This is a genomic window from Chryseobacterium gregarium DSM 19109 (assembly GCF_000430845.1).
GTDB classification, from domain to species: Bacteria; Bacteroidota; Bacteroidia; order Flavobacteriales; family Weeksellaceae; genus Chryseobacterium; species Chryseobacterium gregarium.
Genome location: NZ_AUMU01000008.1, coordinates 154,897 through 170,847 on the forward strand (window position 1 = coordinate 154,897; position 15,951 = coordinate 170,847).

Genomic DNA, 15,951 nt, shown 5'->3' on the forward strand with positions numbered 1-15,951 from the left:
ACTAACATCTAAATAAAATGTTACAAGTCAATTTTTTGCGCGACAACAAAGAGCGCGTTTTAGAAGGTCTTAAGAAAAGACAATTCAGGAATCTTGAGTTGGTAGACGAGGCTATTGCTACTGACGATGAAAGAAAAAAAATTCAGTTTGAATTGGATTCCCAGCTTTCCGAAAGCAATAAAATCTCCAAGGAGATCGGGCTTTTAATGAAAGAAGGAAAAAAGGAAGAAGTTGAATCTGCAAAATCTAAAACAGCACAACTTAAAGAGTCGACATCACAATTGAAATCTCAGTTAGATGTAAAAGAGAAAGATCTGCTCAGTATTTTATACCAGCTCCCGAATATTCCGAATGAACTGGTAAAAAGCGGAGCCTCTGCGGATGACAATGAGATCATTTATCAGTCTCATGATGTGGAAGGACTTGGAGAAGGCGCAATTCCTCACTGGGAACTGGCTAAAAAATACAACCTAATCGATTTTGAACTGGGCGTAAAAATTGCCGGTGCCGGTTTCCCTGTTTATCTTGGAAAAGGAGCGAGATTGCAGAGAGCATTAGTCCAGTATTTCCTGGACAAAAATGTGGAGAAAGGGTATATGGAAGTAAATCCGCCTCATGTAGTTAACGAAGCTTCCGGGTATGGAACAGGGCAATTACCTGATAAAGAAGGCCAGATGTATTATATTCAGGCGGATGATTTATACTTAATCCCGACCGCAGAAGTTCCGGTAACTAATCTGTATCGTGATGTTTTACTGGAAGAAAAGGACCTTCCGATCAAAAATACGGCTTTCTCACAATGTTACAGGAGAGAAGCGGGAAGCTACGGGGCTCACGTAAGAGGCCTGAACCGTCTTCACCAGTTTGAAAAAGTAGAAATTGTAAGAATTGAAAAGCCTGAGAATTCTTATGCTGTCCTGGAAGAAATGGTAGAGCATATTAAAGAAATATTATCAGACCTTGAACTTCCTTATCGGGTGTTGAGGCTTTGTGGCGGAGATACTGGTTTTGCTTCTGCCATGACTTATGATTTTGAAGTATGGAGCGCGGCCCAGGAAATGTGGCTGGAAGTAAGCTCTGTTTCCAATTTTGAAACATTCCAGGCCAACAGATTGAAATGCCGTTATAAGGCAGATGGAAAGTCCCAATTGGTCCACACACTAAACGGTTCTGCGATGGCATTGCCAAGGATTATGGCGGCCCTGCTTGAAAATAACCAGACTGAAGAAGGGATTAAGCTTCCTAAAAAGGTTGCCGAATATGCGAGATTTGATCTGATCAATTAATAATAAATACCCTTCTCTAAAGAAGTAATTATGCAAAATACAAAACGGATCAGATTAATAACTGATCCGTTTTGTATATACATCTTTATATTAATGGCAATTAGCCTTATTATGATCATGTGTGCTGTGATCTCCCGGTAAATGACAGTCGCCCTGATTGTCTTTTGAGATGGTCATCGCTTCCGCCCTTGGAGAAATATAAGGAATGCCTAATTCAAGGCCTCTTACAATAAATAAGCTTCCCAAGATAATCATCACGACAGGGACTGCCTTTAAAACTTTCACCCTGAAGGCCTGATTCATTAAATTTCCGACTAAAACTACGGTAAACATGAAGGGAAGGGTGCCTAAGCCGAATAAAGCCATATATGAGGCTCCCTGCCATATCCCTCCGCTTGCCAGGCTGGCTGTTAAAGCCATATAAACCATTCCGCAAGGTAAGAACCCATTTAGTAATCCGGTGGTAAATCTTGAACGGTAATCCGCCTTTTGAAGCAGTCTCCCTAAATTTGATTTCACTTTAAATAAAAATTTAGAAAAGAAGGGAATTTTTGAAGCAAAATCTTTACCTCCGAAAGAAAATACGGCCATCACTATCAATAAAATACCAACAGCAATGGTAAGGTATTTCTGAAAGCCGGCCATTTCAAAACCTTCGCCTATAATTCCCAGCACAGCTCCCAAAAGAGAATATGTAAATATTCTTCCGAACTGGTAAGTAAGATTTTGGAGATAAAAGTTCGTAGCCTGCTTTTTAGTCAGCCCCATTGATAAGGCAATCGGTCCGCACATGCCGATACAGTGAAATCCGGAAGCAAAGCCCAATGCAATGGCCGATATGACAAGTGCTATTTCCATATGACATCATAATCCAGTCGGTAGTCTTTTTTATCTTTTGCCCAGCTTAATCTTAAAGTGTAATTTCCTACTGTCAGGACCTGTGCCGGAATTAAAAATGATTTATTTGCATCAAGCTGTACAGATTTATAGATATCAAGATTCTGGTCGTCGGTTCTGTTCAATACAAATTTTACTGTTGCATTCGAGTTATTATAATCTTTCGGGAATGTGATCCTGATCCCGTTTTTATCCTGACTGTATACCGGTTTTTCCTGTAACTGATCTCCTCTTTCCTTAGCATCAATGACATCTTGGTATTTCAGTTCTTCTTCATAGTAATTGTCTGTTACCATTTCCGAATTCTTCTGCCCGTTAGGAAAAAGAAACAGCATGGACAGTATAAAAATGATGAACGCCAGTAATGCGATTACCATACCGTGTCCCCAATTAAAGTTCTTCATCTTTAAAAATTAAAATTGTAATTTAAATGGCCCCTCAAAATAGGTCTGGTAAGAATCTACCAATTTTCCTTTCATATCATACACACCGATGGTGATGTTCTGCTTGGAAAGATTCATCTCGCTTTCCGGGAAGCTGATATTGATGGTGCCTTTGGTTATTTTATCCCTGTCTACCGTAATTTTGCTTGATCCGCTGTAAATGACCTCTCCGTGTTTAGGTTCTATGACTTTAACGGTAACGATCTTTTTATCATTGGTTTTGTTCAGGAACGTATAATTATAAGTATTGGTAATATTTCCGTCTCTGACAAAGAATGTGCTTCCTGCAGGTTTAATGAACTTAGCTTCCATTTCACCACGGTTATAAAGAAGATAGCCTAAAAATCCTACCAGCAGCGCAAGAATTACTGCAAAGCCTTTCATTCTTCCGGTAAACTTGAACTCGGTCTGTTTTTCGATTTCATTTTCGGAGGCATACCGGATCAGTCCTTTCGGAAGGCCGACTTTTTCCATAACTTCATCACAGGCATCGATACATGCCGTACAGTTGACACATTCCAGCTGCTGGCCGTCTCTAATGTCAATTCCTGTAGGACAGACAACCACACACTGATGGCAGTCTATACAATCTCCTTTTCCGGCTGCTTTCCGGTCTTCTCCTTTTCTCCATTTGGCCCTATTTTCTCCTCTGTTAAAATCATAGAATACATTGATTGTATCCTTATCTATTAAGACCCCCTGTAATCTTCCGTAAGGGCATACTAGCGTACATACCTGCTCTCTGAACCATGCAAATACAAAATAAAAGGCCGAGGTAAACAGAACCATTACGATAAAATTAGTCGGGTGTGCAAAAGGCCCTTCCGATATAATTTTCAAGATCTCTTTATAACCGACGATATACATCAGCATAAAGTGGGTAATAATTAATGAAATGATTACGTATATTGTCCATTTCAAGCCTCGTTTCCAGATTTTTTCGCTGTTCCATTCCTGTCTGTCAAGCTTCATCTGCGTATTCCTGTCTCCTTCAATCGCATATTCTATTTTACGGAAAATCATTTCAAGGAAAATTGTCTGAGGGCAAATCCACCCGCAGAAAATTCTGCCGAAAGCTATAGTAAATACAATAATGAAAATTAAAGAAGCGATGGCTCCCAGTGTAAGAATGAAAAAATCCTGAGGATAGAAAGGTTGTCCGAAAATGAAAAACTCTCTATCAATTACATTAAATAAAATGAGTGGGTTACCATTAATCTTGATAAAAGGCAACGTAAAATAGATGATTAATAATATCCAGCTTACCAGGTATCTGTAGTTGGTGTATCGGCCTCTCGGTTTTCTGGGATATACCCATTTTCTTTTACCGGACTGATCCATAGTTCCTATAGAATCTCTGTAAGTCTCAGGGTCCAAAACCTGTCCCTGTCCGCCGCGTACTTCTATTTCTTCTAGGTCTGACATGTTTGTAAGTATTTAAAAAAGAAAAAACATAATTCGTTACTATTTTTAATCTAATAACAAATTATGTTTTTTCATATGTTTAATTTTAATTAAAATTATTCTTTTTCCCAATGCGCCTCGGTTCCCTGAGGAGCGGCACCACCTTTATCCTTTCCTACAGGAGGTAATTCCTGGTTGATATGGTACACATAGGCTGCAATCTTTTCAATTTCAGCTCCTGAAACTTCTCCGTTTTTACCAAACGCTCTCATGGCAGGATTCGTAGGAGAACCATTCCAGTCCATATGGAAAACTGTTTTAAATAAAGTCTTCTCAGGCTGATTGATCCAGTAGTTATCCGTAAGGTTGGGTCCTATACCGCCACTACCGTCTTCTTTGTGACAAGATGAACAGTTTGTTTTAAATAATTCTTTACCTTCTGCAATATTGTCAGCAGAATATTTAGCGGTCTCAATCGTTACAGGCGGCTGCGTCTTATTATATAAATCAATCGCTGCAATCTGCTCCTTATATTCCTGCTCATATTCGTTTAACGGGTGGGCAAAATCTGTAAAGGAATAAGCGGCAACATATACTATACAAAAAACAGTCCCAAAATAAAACAACCCTAACCACCATTTCGGCAACTGGTTGTCCAGTTCCATAATTCCGTCGAAACCATGATCAATAAGAATATCTTTTTCTTCGTCTGCTGACTGCTTTTTAAATGCTGCACTGTATAACCTTACCAGATAAGGCACTTTTTTCTCTGCTAAATACGATGCCTTTTCTTCAGGAGATAATCTTTTGAATTTATTATTTTCAATAAGGTCTCCGATGGCACTGTGGATATAGGCTAAAATACCAGCAATCACTACAGTCCCCCAGAAATAAGGTGAGCGCAGGAACTCATAACTTTGTACAAACAGATAATAAAAAACTATTAAAAGTCCAATTATTATTAAAATGTTGACAACAACCGGTGTTCTTTGTTTCATAATAAAAAGTTAATTTTTTAGATTAAAATCATCACCTTCATCGTCCTGCAGAGGTGCCTCTTCTTCTTCTTTGTAGTATTTTTTAGGCTTGCTGAAAACATATATCACCAAAGCGACAAAGAAAAGCATAAAGAAAATCAGAGCCAAGGTCTGGTAAAAACCAGCGTTATCTGTATTGGATAATATGTCTTTAAAGTTCTGCGGTATCATGATGTGATCCTTTTAATATTAGTTATTACTTGCTGTTTTTATTTCAGTTGTCTTAATATCTGTTCCTAATCTTTGCAGATAAGAAATCAGGGCTATGATTTCTTTCTTCTCCAGTTCTCCTTTCGGCCTTTTTGCATAAGCATCTTTCAGGTCTGCCGCTTCAGAGAAGATATCTCTTACGATTTTCGTTGCCTGGTTATCTGCCCATGAATTAGCGGAATCGATTTCAGCTTTTGTATAAGGCACATCAAATGCACTCTTCATCAGCTTCATTTTATCTACCATTTTAGACCGGTCTAAGTTGGTGGCAATCAGCCAAGGGTAACGAGGCATGATAGAACCTGCAGAAGTAGATCTTGGGTTGTACATATGCTTATAATGCCAAGAGCTTGGGTTTTTACCTCCCTCTCTGTGTAAATCAGGTCCTGTTCTTTTAGATCCCCAAAGGAACGGTCTGTCATATATAAATTCCCCGGCTTTAGAGTATTGTCCGTTCTTACCGTTAAACCTTACGATCTCATCTCTGAACGGTCTTACCATCTGTGAGTGGCAGGCATTACATCCTTCTCTAATATAAAGGTCTCTGCCTTCCAGTTCAAGTGGAGAATAGGGTTTTACTGCAGAAATTGTCGGTACACTTTTCTTAAGGGATAGAGTAGGGATAATTTCTACCATACTACCGATTGAAATTGCAAATAAAGAAAGAATGCCTAACAGTACTGGAGTTCTTTCCAGCCAAAGGTGGGTACCTTCTCCTTCTTTACGCTTCCCGCTGATGTTTGCCAATGCAGGCGCTTCCGCAGGTACATCTTTCTGGAATGATCCTTTTCTTACCGTAGCAATCAGGTTAACCACCATTAAAATCCCTCCTGAAAGATATAGAAAACCTCCGAAGAATCTCATTTTAAAATAAGGGATAATTGCCGTAACCGTATCAAGCCAGTTTTTCCAAACCAATGTTCCGTCCGGGTTGAACTGCTTCCACATTAATCCCTGCGTAAATCCTGAGATATACATCGGAACTGCATAGAAGATAATTCCTAACGTTCCCAGCCAGAAATGCCAGTTAGCCAGTTTTACCGAATATAATTTTGTTCTCCATAAGATCGGGATCAGATAGTAAATAACACCGAATGCCATGAAACCATTCCACCCCAGTGCACCTAAATGTACGTGTCCGATTACCCAGTCTGTAAAGTGACCGATTTTATTAATATTTTTAGTGGCCAATAGAGGACCTTCAAATGTCGCCATTCCATAGCAGGTAACAGCGACTACAAAGAACTTCAGGATCGGGTTTTCCCTTACCTTGTCCCATGCTCCTCTTAAAGTAAGAAGACCGTTCAGCATACCTCCCCATGACGGAGCGATAAGCATGATGGAGAACCCTGTCCCTACCGCCTGAGCCCAGGCCGGTAAAGCCGTATACTGAAGGTGGTGAGGACCCGCCCAGATGTATACGAAAATTAATGACCAGAAGTGAATAATAGACAGCTTATAGGAGAATACCGGACGGTCTGCCGCTTTCGGCAGGAAGTAATACATCAAACCTAAAACCGGAGTCGTCAGTACAAATGCTACTGCATTGTGACCGTACCACCACTGTACAATCGCATCTTTTACCCCTGCATATGCTGAATAAGATTTCCAGCCTGTGAAAGATAAAGGAACTTCGAGATTGTTAAAGATGTGAAGCATCGCTACTGCAATCCAGGTTCCGATGTAGAACCATATCGCTACGTATAAGTGTCTTACTCTTCTCTTTGCAATCGTCAGGAACATATTCGCTCCGAAAATTACCCATGAGAATGTAATTAAAATATCAATCGGCCATTCGTGCTCTGCATATTCTTTGGAAGTATTGATTCCCATAAAGAACGTAATGTACGTCACGATGATCATGATCTGCCAGGTCCAGAAATGGATCCATGACAAGGTATCACTGTACATTCTCGTTTTTAATAACCGCTGTAAAGAGTAATATACTCCGACATATACAACGTTCATTACGAATGCAAAAATAACAGTGGTCGTATGCAGCATTCTGATTCTTCCGAATCCAAATGCACCATGTGTGTTTATTAATCCCTGAATACTGCCACCCATACTGTTAATGGTGGTGTCATCCGTTCCGAACAAAAATTCCGGGAGTTCAGGGTAGAAAAGCATTAATGCAGCTGTAAGCCCAAACAAAAACCCTATGATCCCGAAAACTACGGTCGCATAAAGGAATGCCCGGACAATACTGTTGTCATAACTAAACTTCTGTGTTTCCATATCAACTATTCACTTTTTTCTTCAATTTTATTATTTTCTCCTATTTCATCCTTGGTTTTGTTGTTATCAGTTTCGTCTTTTTCCTTGATTTCACCGGAGTCAAAGAGGATTCTTACAGCAGGAGATTCATCATCTTCAAACTGTCCTTTCCTGGCGTATATGATAAATACCACCAAGAACACTGCAGCTAAAGAAACACTGCAAAGGATCATTAAATAAAGAATATCCATTAGACAACAAAATTAACCTATTTTCGGGTCTCAAATTTAAGGAAAAATAATGACTTTCATCACGAAATACGGTTTTCAGCTAATTTAAAATCAGTCTAAATAAGCGGGTTTTAGGCCTGGTTTTTAAAATATTTTCTTCCTAGGATCCAGGTGGAGAAAGTAGTAAAAGAAACAACGGTAATGGAACTTGCCGGCATAATCAATGCTGCGAAAAGCGGATGCATATGGCCTGTTACTGCATAGCTCAAACCGACAATATTGTAAAGAAAACTGATTATAAATGTCATTTTCACAATTTTGATTGAGCCCTTGCATACATTCAGGTAGCGGTCCAGGGTTACCACTTTTTCGCCGTTCATGATGACATCAGAGGAAGGGGTAAAACTATTGGTATCGTCTGCAACAGCAATCCCTACATTGCTTTGTTTTAAAGCTCCGGCATCATTGAGTCCGTCTCCGATCATGGCAACTTTCATATTCTGGCTCTGGAGGTTCTGGATATAATTCAGTTTGTCTTCAGGGCTTTGGTTGAAAGCCATTGCTTTATAATTCGGAATCAGCTGCTTTAATTGGTTTTCTTCGGACGAATTGTCTCCGCTCAGGATGAAAACCTGATAGCTTCCCAGCTTCTTAAATAAATTTTTGAGGTTTTCACGGTATTCGTTCTTGAAAATAAATTTGCCTAAGAACTCATCGTTTCTGCTGATGTAGACTGCCGTTTCAAGATTCTTTGATTTTTGGTTGTTGTAAGCCGCAGAACCGATTTTATAGGTGTTTCCTCTTATTTCTGCTTCATAGCCTTTTCCTGAAATCTCCTTAAAATTTCCAACAGGAAAATATTCATCCGTCACGTCAAGAAATTCATACAGCGATTTGGAAAGCGGATGGTTTGAATTTTTTAATAAAGTCTTGATGTTCAGTAAATCAAATTCTTTGATCCCAGAACCGTCATATTTTATATTCGATTTTTTTCTGTGGGTAATAGTACCCGTCTTATCAAAGACAATCGTGTCAAGTTTAGCAATTTTTTCAATGGTAATTGTGTCTTTCACGTAGAATTTATTCCGTCCCAGAATCCTCATGATATGTCCGAAAGTGAACGGGGCTGATAGCGCAAGTGCACACGGGCAGGCGATGATCAGGATGGCGGATACCACCTGGAACATCTTATTCAGATCAATAAAATACCAGTAGATTCCTGAGATTAAAGCAATTCCTAAAATAATAAATGTGAAATATTTACTTACATTATTCGTCAGTGTATCCAGTCCGGTTTCATGCTTTTTAAAAGCTTCTTTGTTCCAAAGCTGGGTCAGGTAACTTTGGTCTACGTTTTTAATCACTTCCAGCTCCAGCGAAGAACCGATTTGCTTACCTCCGGCGAAAATTTTATCTCCAGGCTGTTTGCCGATGGTGGCACTTTCACCTGTAATGAAGCCGTTGTCAATATTCCCCTCGCCGTTGATTAAAATAGCATCAACGGGAATGATTTCCTGATTTCTGACCAGGATCCGGTCTCCGATTTTAATTTCCGACAACAGGATGTTGTCCTGCTTTCCGTTAAAATCAACCTTGGTTACTGCAATCGGGTAGAAGGATTTATAATCCCTGTCGTATGATAGGGCGTTGTATGTTCTCTTCTGAAAAATTTTCCCTAACAGCATAAAAAACAGTAACCCGCATAAAGTATCAAAATAGCCCGGGCCGTAATCAGTAGCTACTTCATACAGGCTCCGCCCGAAAAGAACAATAATTCCCAGTACGATAGGGACGTCAATGTTGACGATTTTGTTTTTCAAGCCGTACCATGCAGATTTATAATAATCTGAAGCGGAGTACACCACAACAGGAATGGCCAGCATGCACATCAAAGCCCTGAAAAGCCCTTTGTAGTGATCCATCCAGTAATCCTCGCCGCCGATATATTCAGGGAAAGCAAGGAACATTCCGTTGCCGAAAGCAAAAGCCGCAATAACAAACTTTATAAGCAGGGATTTGTCAAGATGCTCTACATTTTTATCGGCTGTTTCAAGGCTGATGACAGGCTTGTATCCCAAATTGGTTAAAAAATTAGCTAATTCGCTTAATTTTAAATCATTATGGTTGAATGAAATCTGTAAGGTTTTTCTGGTGAAATTAACCTGAGAATATTTGATGTTTTTGTTGATGGTATGAAGGCTTTCCAGTAGCCAGATGCATGAAGAACAGTGGATTACAGGGATCCTGAATGTAACTAAACTGGTAGTGCCTTCTGAGAAATCCGTGACCTTTTCAAAAATTTCCGGCGTATCCAGAAAATCATACTGGGTAGAGTTGGCATCGCCGGGACGAATTCCTGCCCTTTTGTTGAGTTCGTAAAAGTTAGCTAAATTATTGGTATTCAGGATCTCATAGACCGATTTGCAACCGTTGCAGCAAAAAATTTTTTCATCAAATAAAATCCTTTCCTTTTCGATATCTTGACCACAATGAAAACAGTTTTCGCTCACATTCATAAATTATTGAACCACAAAATTATAACAATTTTTTTTGTTTATCGAGTTAAAAAGTTCTATTTTTGTGATAAATATCATGTAAAATGTCGCAGGGACAACAGATTGCCATCGAAGATAGGTTCGCCAGAGTTTTTAATGATAAATCATTTAAGGAAAGACTTTCCAATGCTGATTTTGAGAGATATATAAATGCTAAAAAAAGACTGAGTTTTCAGAAACACGATACCATTTTTGAAGACGGGGAAATCCCGAAAGGCGTATACTTTTTAGAAAAGGGAGCGGCTAAATTATCAAAGTCAGGAGCTTTTGGTAAAGATCAGATTTTAAGATTTATCAAGGAAGGCGATATCATTGGCTACCGTTCTTTGCTTTGCGGGGAAAACTTTCAGGCAAAAGCAGAAGCCATGACGGATATTGAAGCTACATTTTTACCTGCTGACGTGTTTATGTACCTGCTGGAAGTAGATCCGCAGCTTTCTTTTGTAATGCTTCAGAAAATATCTTACGAATTAGGAGAATCATCCAACACCATTACTTTTCTTGCGCAGAAAACGGTAAGAGAAAGGTTAGCGGAAATTTTATTGCTGTTAGAGCAGAAATTAGGTGTTGATCCTGAAGGGTTTATTAAAATTTCTTTAACAAGGGAAGAAATTGCCAATATTATCGGAACGGCTACAGAAAGTGCCATTCGCCTGATTTCCGAATTTAAAGGAGACCAGCTTATTGAAGTAGACGGAAGAAATATTAAAATTCTCAACCACGACAAATTAATGAAACTGGGTCACGTAGTTTTATAAAAATCATACACAAACTTTAAGTCGGCTCAGCGCCGACTTTTTAACTTTTAAAATAGATACTTATGTCTGTTCATTCTGAAATTAAAAAAGTTACCACTGAAACCTTGCGTAAAATGAAATTCGACAAGGATAAAATAACCATGCTTACGGCTTATGATTATACCACGGCCAAAATGGTGGATGCAGGAGGAATAGATGCTGTTCTAATCGGTGATTCCGCGGCTAATGTCATGGCAGGTTTTGAAACTACACTGCCTATCACCCTGGATCAGATGATCTACCACGCACAAAGTGTTGTCCGCGGAACAGAACGGGCACTAATCGTAGCGGATCTGCCTTTCGGGACCTACCAGAGCAATCCTGAAAAAGCATTGGAATCTGCAGTACGGATGATGAAAGAAGGAGGAGCACATGCGGTAAAAATCGAAGGAGGAAAAGAGATTTCGAAATCCATTAAAAAAATCATCAATGCCGGAATTCCGGTGATGGGACATTTAGGATTAACCCCTCAATCGATCTATAAATTCGGGACCTATAAAGTAAGGGCTAAAGAAGAAGCGGAAGCTGAAAAGCTGATTGCTGATGCACAGCTTCTGGAAGAACTGGGATGCTTTGCCGTAGTTCTAGAAAAAATCCCGGCTGATTTAGCAAAGAAAGTAACCGAAACTATTACCATACCTACCATCGGAATCGGAGCAGGTGCTGATTGTGACGGCCAGGTTCTGGTATATCATGACATGGTAGGCATGAATCAGGGCTTCAGTCCGAAATTCCTCAGAAGGTATCTTGATCTTTATACGGAAATCACAGGGGCGGTTGCTCAATATGTGAAAGATGTGAAGGATGTGAGTTTCCCGAATGAAAAAGAAAGTTATTAATCTATGAAAAACCAACAGTCTATCCAGGGGATTTTATCCGTTGTTGCCTTACTTTGTCTTGCGGCAGGATGGTTTAACCTTTTTTCCCCGGAAATCAATAATCTGCTTTCCCGGAAAGTATTCTATGTCTTAATTGGAATCAGCTTTCTTTTACAGGCTCCTTTCCTGACCAATAAAAACTTGATGTATGCCATGTACGGTGCGGCGGGATTATGCATCATTGGCGCATTTTTTCCTGCAGAATGGAAAATTTCAGGAATAAAAACAGTGGGTCTTCTCGCAGGGATTATTATATCATTCACCAACAGGCCCGGTTATCGTCAGTAGTGTATGGAGGAACAGATTGTATATGAAGATAATCACCTTCTGGTGATCAATAAAAGAGTCGGGCAGCTTGTGCAGGGCGACAAAACCGGCGATGAATCTTTACTGGATACCATTAAGAATTTTATAAAAAAAAGAGATGAGAAGCCCGGAAATGTATTTCTGGGCCTGGTTCACCGTATTGACAGGCCGACTTCCGGTTTAGTGATTTATGCCAAGACATCCAAAGCACTGTCGCGTCTGACGCAGATGGTGAAAAACCGGGAGATCAAAAAAACTTATTGGGCAGTCGTGGCTAAGGAAATGATTCCCCAAAGCCAAAGGCTGGTTCATTATCTGCAGAAAAATGAAAAAAACAATAAGGCTATTATTTTTACAAAAGTAACGGATGGCGCAAAAGAGGCTGTTCTTACGTATCATGTCATTAAAAGCTTGGACAATTATCTATTGCTGGAAATCGATCTGGAAACCGGCAGGCATCATCAGATCAGAGCCCAGTTGTCAAAAACAGGAATTCCGATTAAAGGAGATCTAAAATACGGTGCACCCCGTTCCAATCCGGACGGCGGAATTAATCTTCACGCCAGGAAACTGGAGTTTATCCATCCTGTTACCAAGGAAAATATAGAAATTAAAGCTCCCGTTCCGCAGAATGATGTGATCTGGAGAGCCTGTGAAGAATAATTTACAGAAATAAGTTATAAAATGAAAGCCGGAATGATATTCGGCTTCCATTTTTTTATGCAGCTCATTTATTAATCTCAGGCAGTGTTCATTCACGGTTCAAAACTTCCAGCCTCATTTACCCGGCTTCCGGTTCTGTCTGAAAAATTTTGCCTGTTCCAAAAAAATAACTAACTTCGTCCGGACTTTAGGGGTGTCTGTGATGAGCAGACTGAGATTTTACCCTTTGAACCTGATCTGGATTATACCAGCGTAGGGAAAAGTGAAATGACTTTTGCTGTACATTCTATTGTACAATGGCGGGCATTCCTAAAGTATTGGAAAAATTTAGGAATGGAGCTCACGATCAACCACACTCAAAAAACTTTTGATACACTTCCCGAAAATCTGGAAGCACTTATTGCTATGGAATTACCCGGAAAGAAAAAGGGTATTGCCATAGCACTCAACAACCGTATCATTCCGCAGCCGTTCTGGGCGGAAACCATTCTCAACGATAAAGATTCAATTCTAATTATCACGGCCACCCAAGGAGGCTAATTCTTATAAAAATACATCACTTTATGTCTCATAACATCACACGTTCGCCGTTTCCGAACTCAAAGAAAATCTATGTTGAAGGGAAAATTCATCCCATTCAGGTAGCAATGCGCGAAATACATTTAAGTCCGACAAAACTGACCAACGGAAAAACTGAAGAAAATGCGCCGGTCACCATTTATGACACATCCGGACCTTACACCGATGAAAGTTCAGAAATCAATATTGAAAATGGCCTCCCGAGAATCAGGGAACCATGGATTCTGGACAGGCAGGATGTGGAAGTTCTAGACGGAATCACTTCAGAATACGGAAAAGCACGTCTTGCTGATTCCAGACTGGATGATCTGCGTTTCTCTTACAACCACAAACCAAAAGTTGCCAAAGACGGAAAAGAAGTGACCCAGCTGTATTATGCAAAACAGGGCATCATCACTCCTGAAATGGAATACATTGCCATTAGGGAAAACCAGCGGATTGAGCAACTGGATTCTGTTTCAAAAGACATGGCTTTCCAGCATCCGGGAAACAGTTTTGGAGCAAGAACGCCGAAAAATAAAATTACGCCTGAGTTTGTAAGAGACGAAATTGCCGCCGGAAGAGCAATTATTCCTAACAACATCAATCACCCGGAAAGTGAACCGATGATTATCGGGCGAAATTTTTTAGTTAAAATTAATGCCAATATCGGGAACAGTGCCGTTTCATCAAGTATTGAGGAAGAGGTTGAAAAAGCCGTCTGGGCCTGCAGATGGGGAGCTGATACGATCATGGATCTGTCAACCGGAAAAAATATCCACGAGACCAGAGAATGGATCATCAGAAACAGTCCGGTTCCTATCGGCACCGTTCCGATCTACCAGGCACTGGAAAAAGTAAAAGGTGTTGCAGAAGATCTGACCTGGGAAATTTTTAGAGATACGTTGATCGAACAGGCCGAACAGGGAGTTTCTTATTTCACCATTCATGCCGGAGTTTTACTGAGATACATTCATCTGACGGCAAAGCGGGTGACCGGAATTGTTTCGAGAGGCGGTTCTATCATGGCAAAATGGTGTCTGTTTCATCATAAAGAAAACTTTCTGTACACCCATTTCGAAGAAATCTGTGAAATCATGAAAAAATATGATGTTGCTTTTTCTTTGGGAGACGGTCTTCGCCCGGGCTCAATTGCCGATGCCAATGATGAAGCGCAGTTTGCAGAATTGGAAACATTGGGGGAACTTACAAAAATTGCATGGAAGCATAATGTTCAGGTAATGATTGAAGGTCCGGGGCACGTTCCGATGCATATGATTAAAGAAAATATGGACAGGCAGCTGGAAGTATGTGCCGAAGCACCTTTTTATACATTGGGTCCATTGACAACGGATATTGCGCCGGGTTACGATCATATCACATCAGGAATTGGTGCCGCGATGATCGGCTGGTTCGGTTGCGCGATGCTTTGTTACGTAACCCCGAAAGAACATTTGGGGCTTCCAAATAAAGAGGATGTGAAAGTTGGGGTTATTACCTATAAATTGGCTGCCCATGCGGCAGATTTGGCGAAAGGCCACCCCGGTGCTCAATACAGGGACAATGCTTTAAGTAAAGCCAGATTTGAATTCAGATGGGAAGACCAATTCAATCTTTCTCTGGATCCAGAAACCGCAAGGTCTTACCATGATGAAACACTTCCGGCAGACGGAGCGAAGATTGCGCATTTCTGCTCAATGTGCGGACCTAAATTCTGCTCTATGAAGATCACACAGGAAATCAGGGAATCCGCAGAAAAAGGAATGTTCGACAAATCGCAGGAATTCATTGAAAAAGGCAAGGAAATTTATATATGATCATCATTATCACTCCTGAAAAGAATGTAAAGAAGGAAACGGCAATCATTAATGAATTGTTTCAGGAAGGGCTCGAATTACTTCATATTAGAAAACCTTTCATGTCCCTGGATGAAATGAAGGATTTTATCTGGAATATAAATTCAGAATTCCACCATCAGTTGGCTTTGTGCAGCCATTATGAACTGGTGGAACAATTTGAGATTTCAAGGCTTCATTTTAGTGAAACGGACAGAAATCATCATTTGCATACTTCTTTTCCAGATAAAATCATGTCAACGTCTGTCCACGATATTGAAAGTTTTAATGAACTGGATAAAAATTGGGAATATTCATTGGTCAGTCCTGTTTTTCCAAGTATTTCTAAAAAGGGATATGGCAAAAACGCAACGATTTTAAATGATATCCGAAAACGCAGTAATGCTGACGTGAAACTGGTTGCTTTGGGAGGAATTAATGAATATCATATTCATGAAGTTTTTGAAAGTGGAGCAGACGGAGTGGCTTTGCTGGGAGCCATCTGGGAAATTGATAATCCTTTAAATGGTTTCAGGCAATGCAGGCAGGCGGTCCGGCAAAAGGAAAACTTATCAACTTCCTTCCGCAAGGGATAAGATATAAATCAGAATTTTAGTCATCAGCTCTACTTTACA

The 15,951-nt window shown here is 40.0% G+C and carries 16 protein-coding genes and 1 riboswitch; of the genes, 8 read left to right on the top strand and 8 right to left on the bottom strand.

The window, feature by feature from the left end:
* Positions 1-17 precede the first annotated feature (17 nt).
* A complete protein-coding gene (gene serS, locus H561_RS0110465; RefSeq protein WP_027386953.1) occupies positions 18-1,286 on the top strand; it encodes a serine--tRNA ligase in 1,269 nt (422 codons plus the stop codon).
* A gap of 90 nt (positions 1,287-1,376) precedes the next feature.
* Here serS and H561_RS0110470 read toward each other — a convergent pair whose 3' ends face one another.
* From H561_RS0110470 to H561_RS0110505, 8 genes are all read right to left on the bottom strand, one after another.
* Positions 1,377-2,144, bottom strand: a complete 768-nt coding sequence (locus H561_RS0110470) for a sulfite exporter TauE/SafE family protein (protein ID WP_027386954.1) — start codon at positions 2,142-2,144, stop codon at positions 1,377-1,379.
* Positions 2,135-2,587 carry a FixH family protein gene (locus H561_RS0110475; protein WP_027386955.1) on the bottom strand — a complete coding sequence of 151 codons (453 nt, stop codon included), beginning with the start codon at positions 2,585-2,587 and terminating at the stop codon, positions 2,135-2,137. Before H561_RS0110475 ends, H561_RS0110470 begins: the two co-directional genes overlap by 10 nt.
* A 9-nt stretch (positions 2,588-2,596) precedes the next feature.
* Positions 2,597-4,051 (bottom strand): cytochrome c oxidase accessory protein CcoG, encoded by a 1,455-nt coding sequence (ccoG, locus tag H561_RS0110480; protein ID WP_034761954.1) that lies wholly within the window; start codon positions 4,049-4,051, stop codon positions 2,597-2,599.
* 95 nt (positions 4,052-4,146) lie between these two features.
* Positions 4,147-5,028: a cbb3-type cytochrome c oxidase N-terminal domain-containing protein gene (locus H561_RS0110485; protein WP_027386957.1), complete on the bottom strand. Its 882-nt coding sequence runs from the start codon at positions 5,026-5,028 to the stop codon at positions 4,147-4,149.
* Between the two features lie 9 nt (positions 5,029-5,037).
* The gene (locus tag H561_RS0110490; protein WP_027386958.1) at positions 5,038-5,238 is read right to left on the bottom strand and encodes a cbb3-type cytochrome oxidase subunit 3; all 201 of its coding nucleotides are present in this window, start codon (positions 5,236-5,238) and stop codon (positions 5,038-5,040) included.
* An 18-nt stretch (positions 5,239-5,256) separates the two neighbouring features.
* Positions 5,257-7,515 (bottom strand): cytochrome-c oxidase, cbb3-type subunit I, encoded by a 2,259-nt coding sequence (ccoN, locus tag H561_RS0110495; protein ID WP_027386959.1) that lies wholly within the window; start codon positions 7,513-7,515, stop codon positions 5,257-5,259.
* Positions 7,516-7,520: 5 nt separating this feature from the next.
* Complete coding sequence (gene ccoS / locus H561_RS0110500) at positions 7,521-7,745, bottom strand: cbb3-type cytochrome oxidase assembly protein CcoS (RefSeq protein ID WP_027386960.1); 225 nt, start codon at positions 7,743-7,745, stop codon at positions 7,521-7,523.
* A gap of 110 nt (positions 7,746-7,855) precedes the next feature.
* A complete protein-coding gene (locus tag H561_RS0110505) occupies positions 7,856-10,234 on the bottom strand; it encodes a heavy metal translocating P-type ATPase (RefSeq protein ID WP_027386961.1) in 2,379 nt (792 codons plus the stop codon).
* Positions 10,235-10,323: 89 nt separating this feature from the next.
* On the opposite strand from H561_RS0110505, the gene H561_RS0110510 reads away from it, so the two are divergent.
* From H561_RS0110510 to H561_RS22360, 7 genes are all read left to right on the top strand, one after another.
* Entirely contained in the window at positions 10,324-11,037 is a 714-nt protein-coding gene (locus tag H561_RS0110510; RefSeq protein ID WP_027386962.1) for a Crp/Fnr family transcriptional regulator, read from the top strand.
* Positions 11,038-11,099: 62 nt separating this feature from the next.
* Positions 11,100-11,915: a 3-methyl-2-oxobutanoate hydroxymethyltransferase gene (panB, locus tag H561_RS0110515; RefSeq protein WP_027386963.1), complete on the top strand. Its 816-nt coding sequence runs from the start codon at positions 11,100-11,102 to the stop codon at positions 11,913-11,915.
* Between the two features lie 3 nt (positions 11,916-11,918).
* A complete protein-coding gene (locus H561_RS0110520; RefSeq protein WP_027386964.1) occupies positions 11,919-12,242 on the top strand; it encodes a hypothetical protein in 324 nt (107 codons plus the stop codon).
* 3 nt (positions 12,243-12,245) lie between these two features.
* Positions 12,246-12,923, top strand: a complete 678-nt coding sequence (locus H561_RS0110525; RefSeq protein WP_027386965.1) for an RluA family pseudouridine synthase — start codon at positions 12,246-12,248, stop codon at positions 12,921-12,923.
* A 179-nt stretch (positions 12,924-13,102) separates the two neighbouring features.
* Positions 13,103-13,199: riboswitch (TPP riboswitch) on the top strand.
* On the top strand, positions 13,191-13,463 hold the full coding sequence (gene thiS / locus H561_RS0110530) for a sulfur carrier protein ThiS (protein ID WP_228372255.1): 273 nt from the start codon (positions 13,191-13,193) through the stop codon (positions 13,461-13,463). Its footprint overlaps the riboswitch before it by 9 nt.
* 23 nt (positions 13,464-13,486) lie before the next feature.
* Complete coding sequence (thiC, locus tag H561_RS0110535; RefSeq protein ID WP_027386967.1) at positions 13,487-15,298, top strand: phosphomethylpyrimidine synthase ThiC; 1,812 nt, start codon at positions 13,487-13,489, stop codon at positions 15,296-15,298.
* Entirely contained in the window at positions 15,295-15,912 is a 618-nt protein-coding gene (locus H561_RS22360; RefSeq protein WP_051349356.1) for a thiamine phosphate synthase, read from the top strand. The genes thiC and H561_RS22360 overlap by 4 nt, the downstream gene beginning before the upstream one ends.
* The last annotated feature ends 39 nt before the right edge of the window (positions 15,913-15,951 follow it).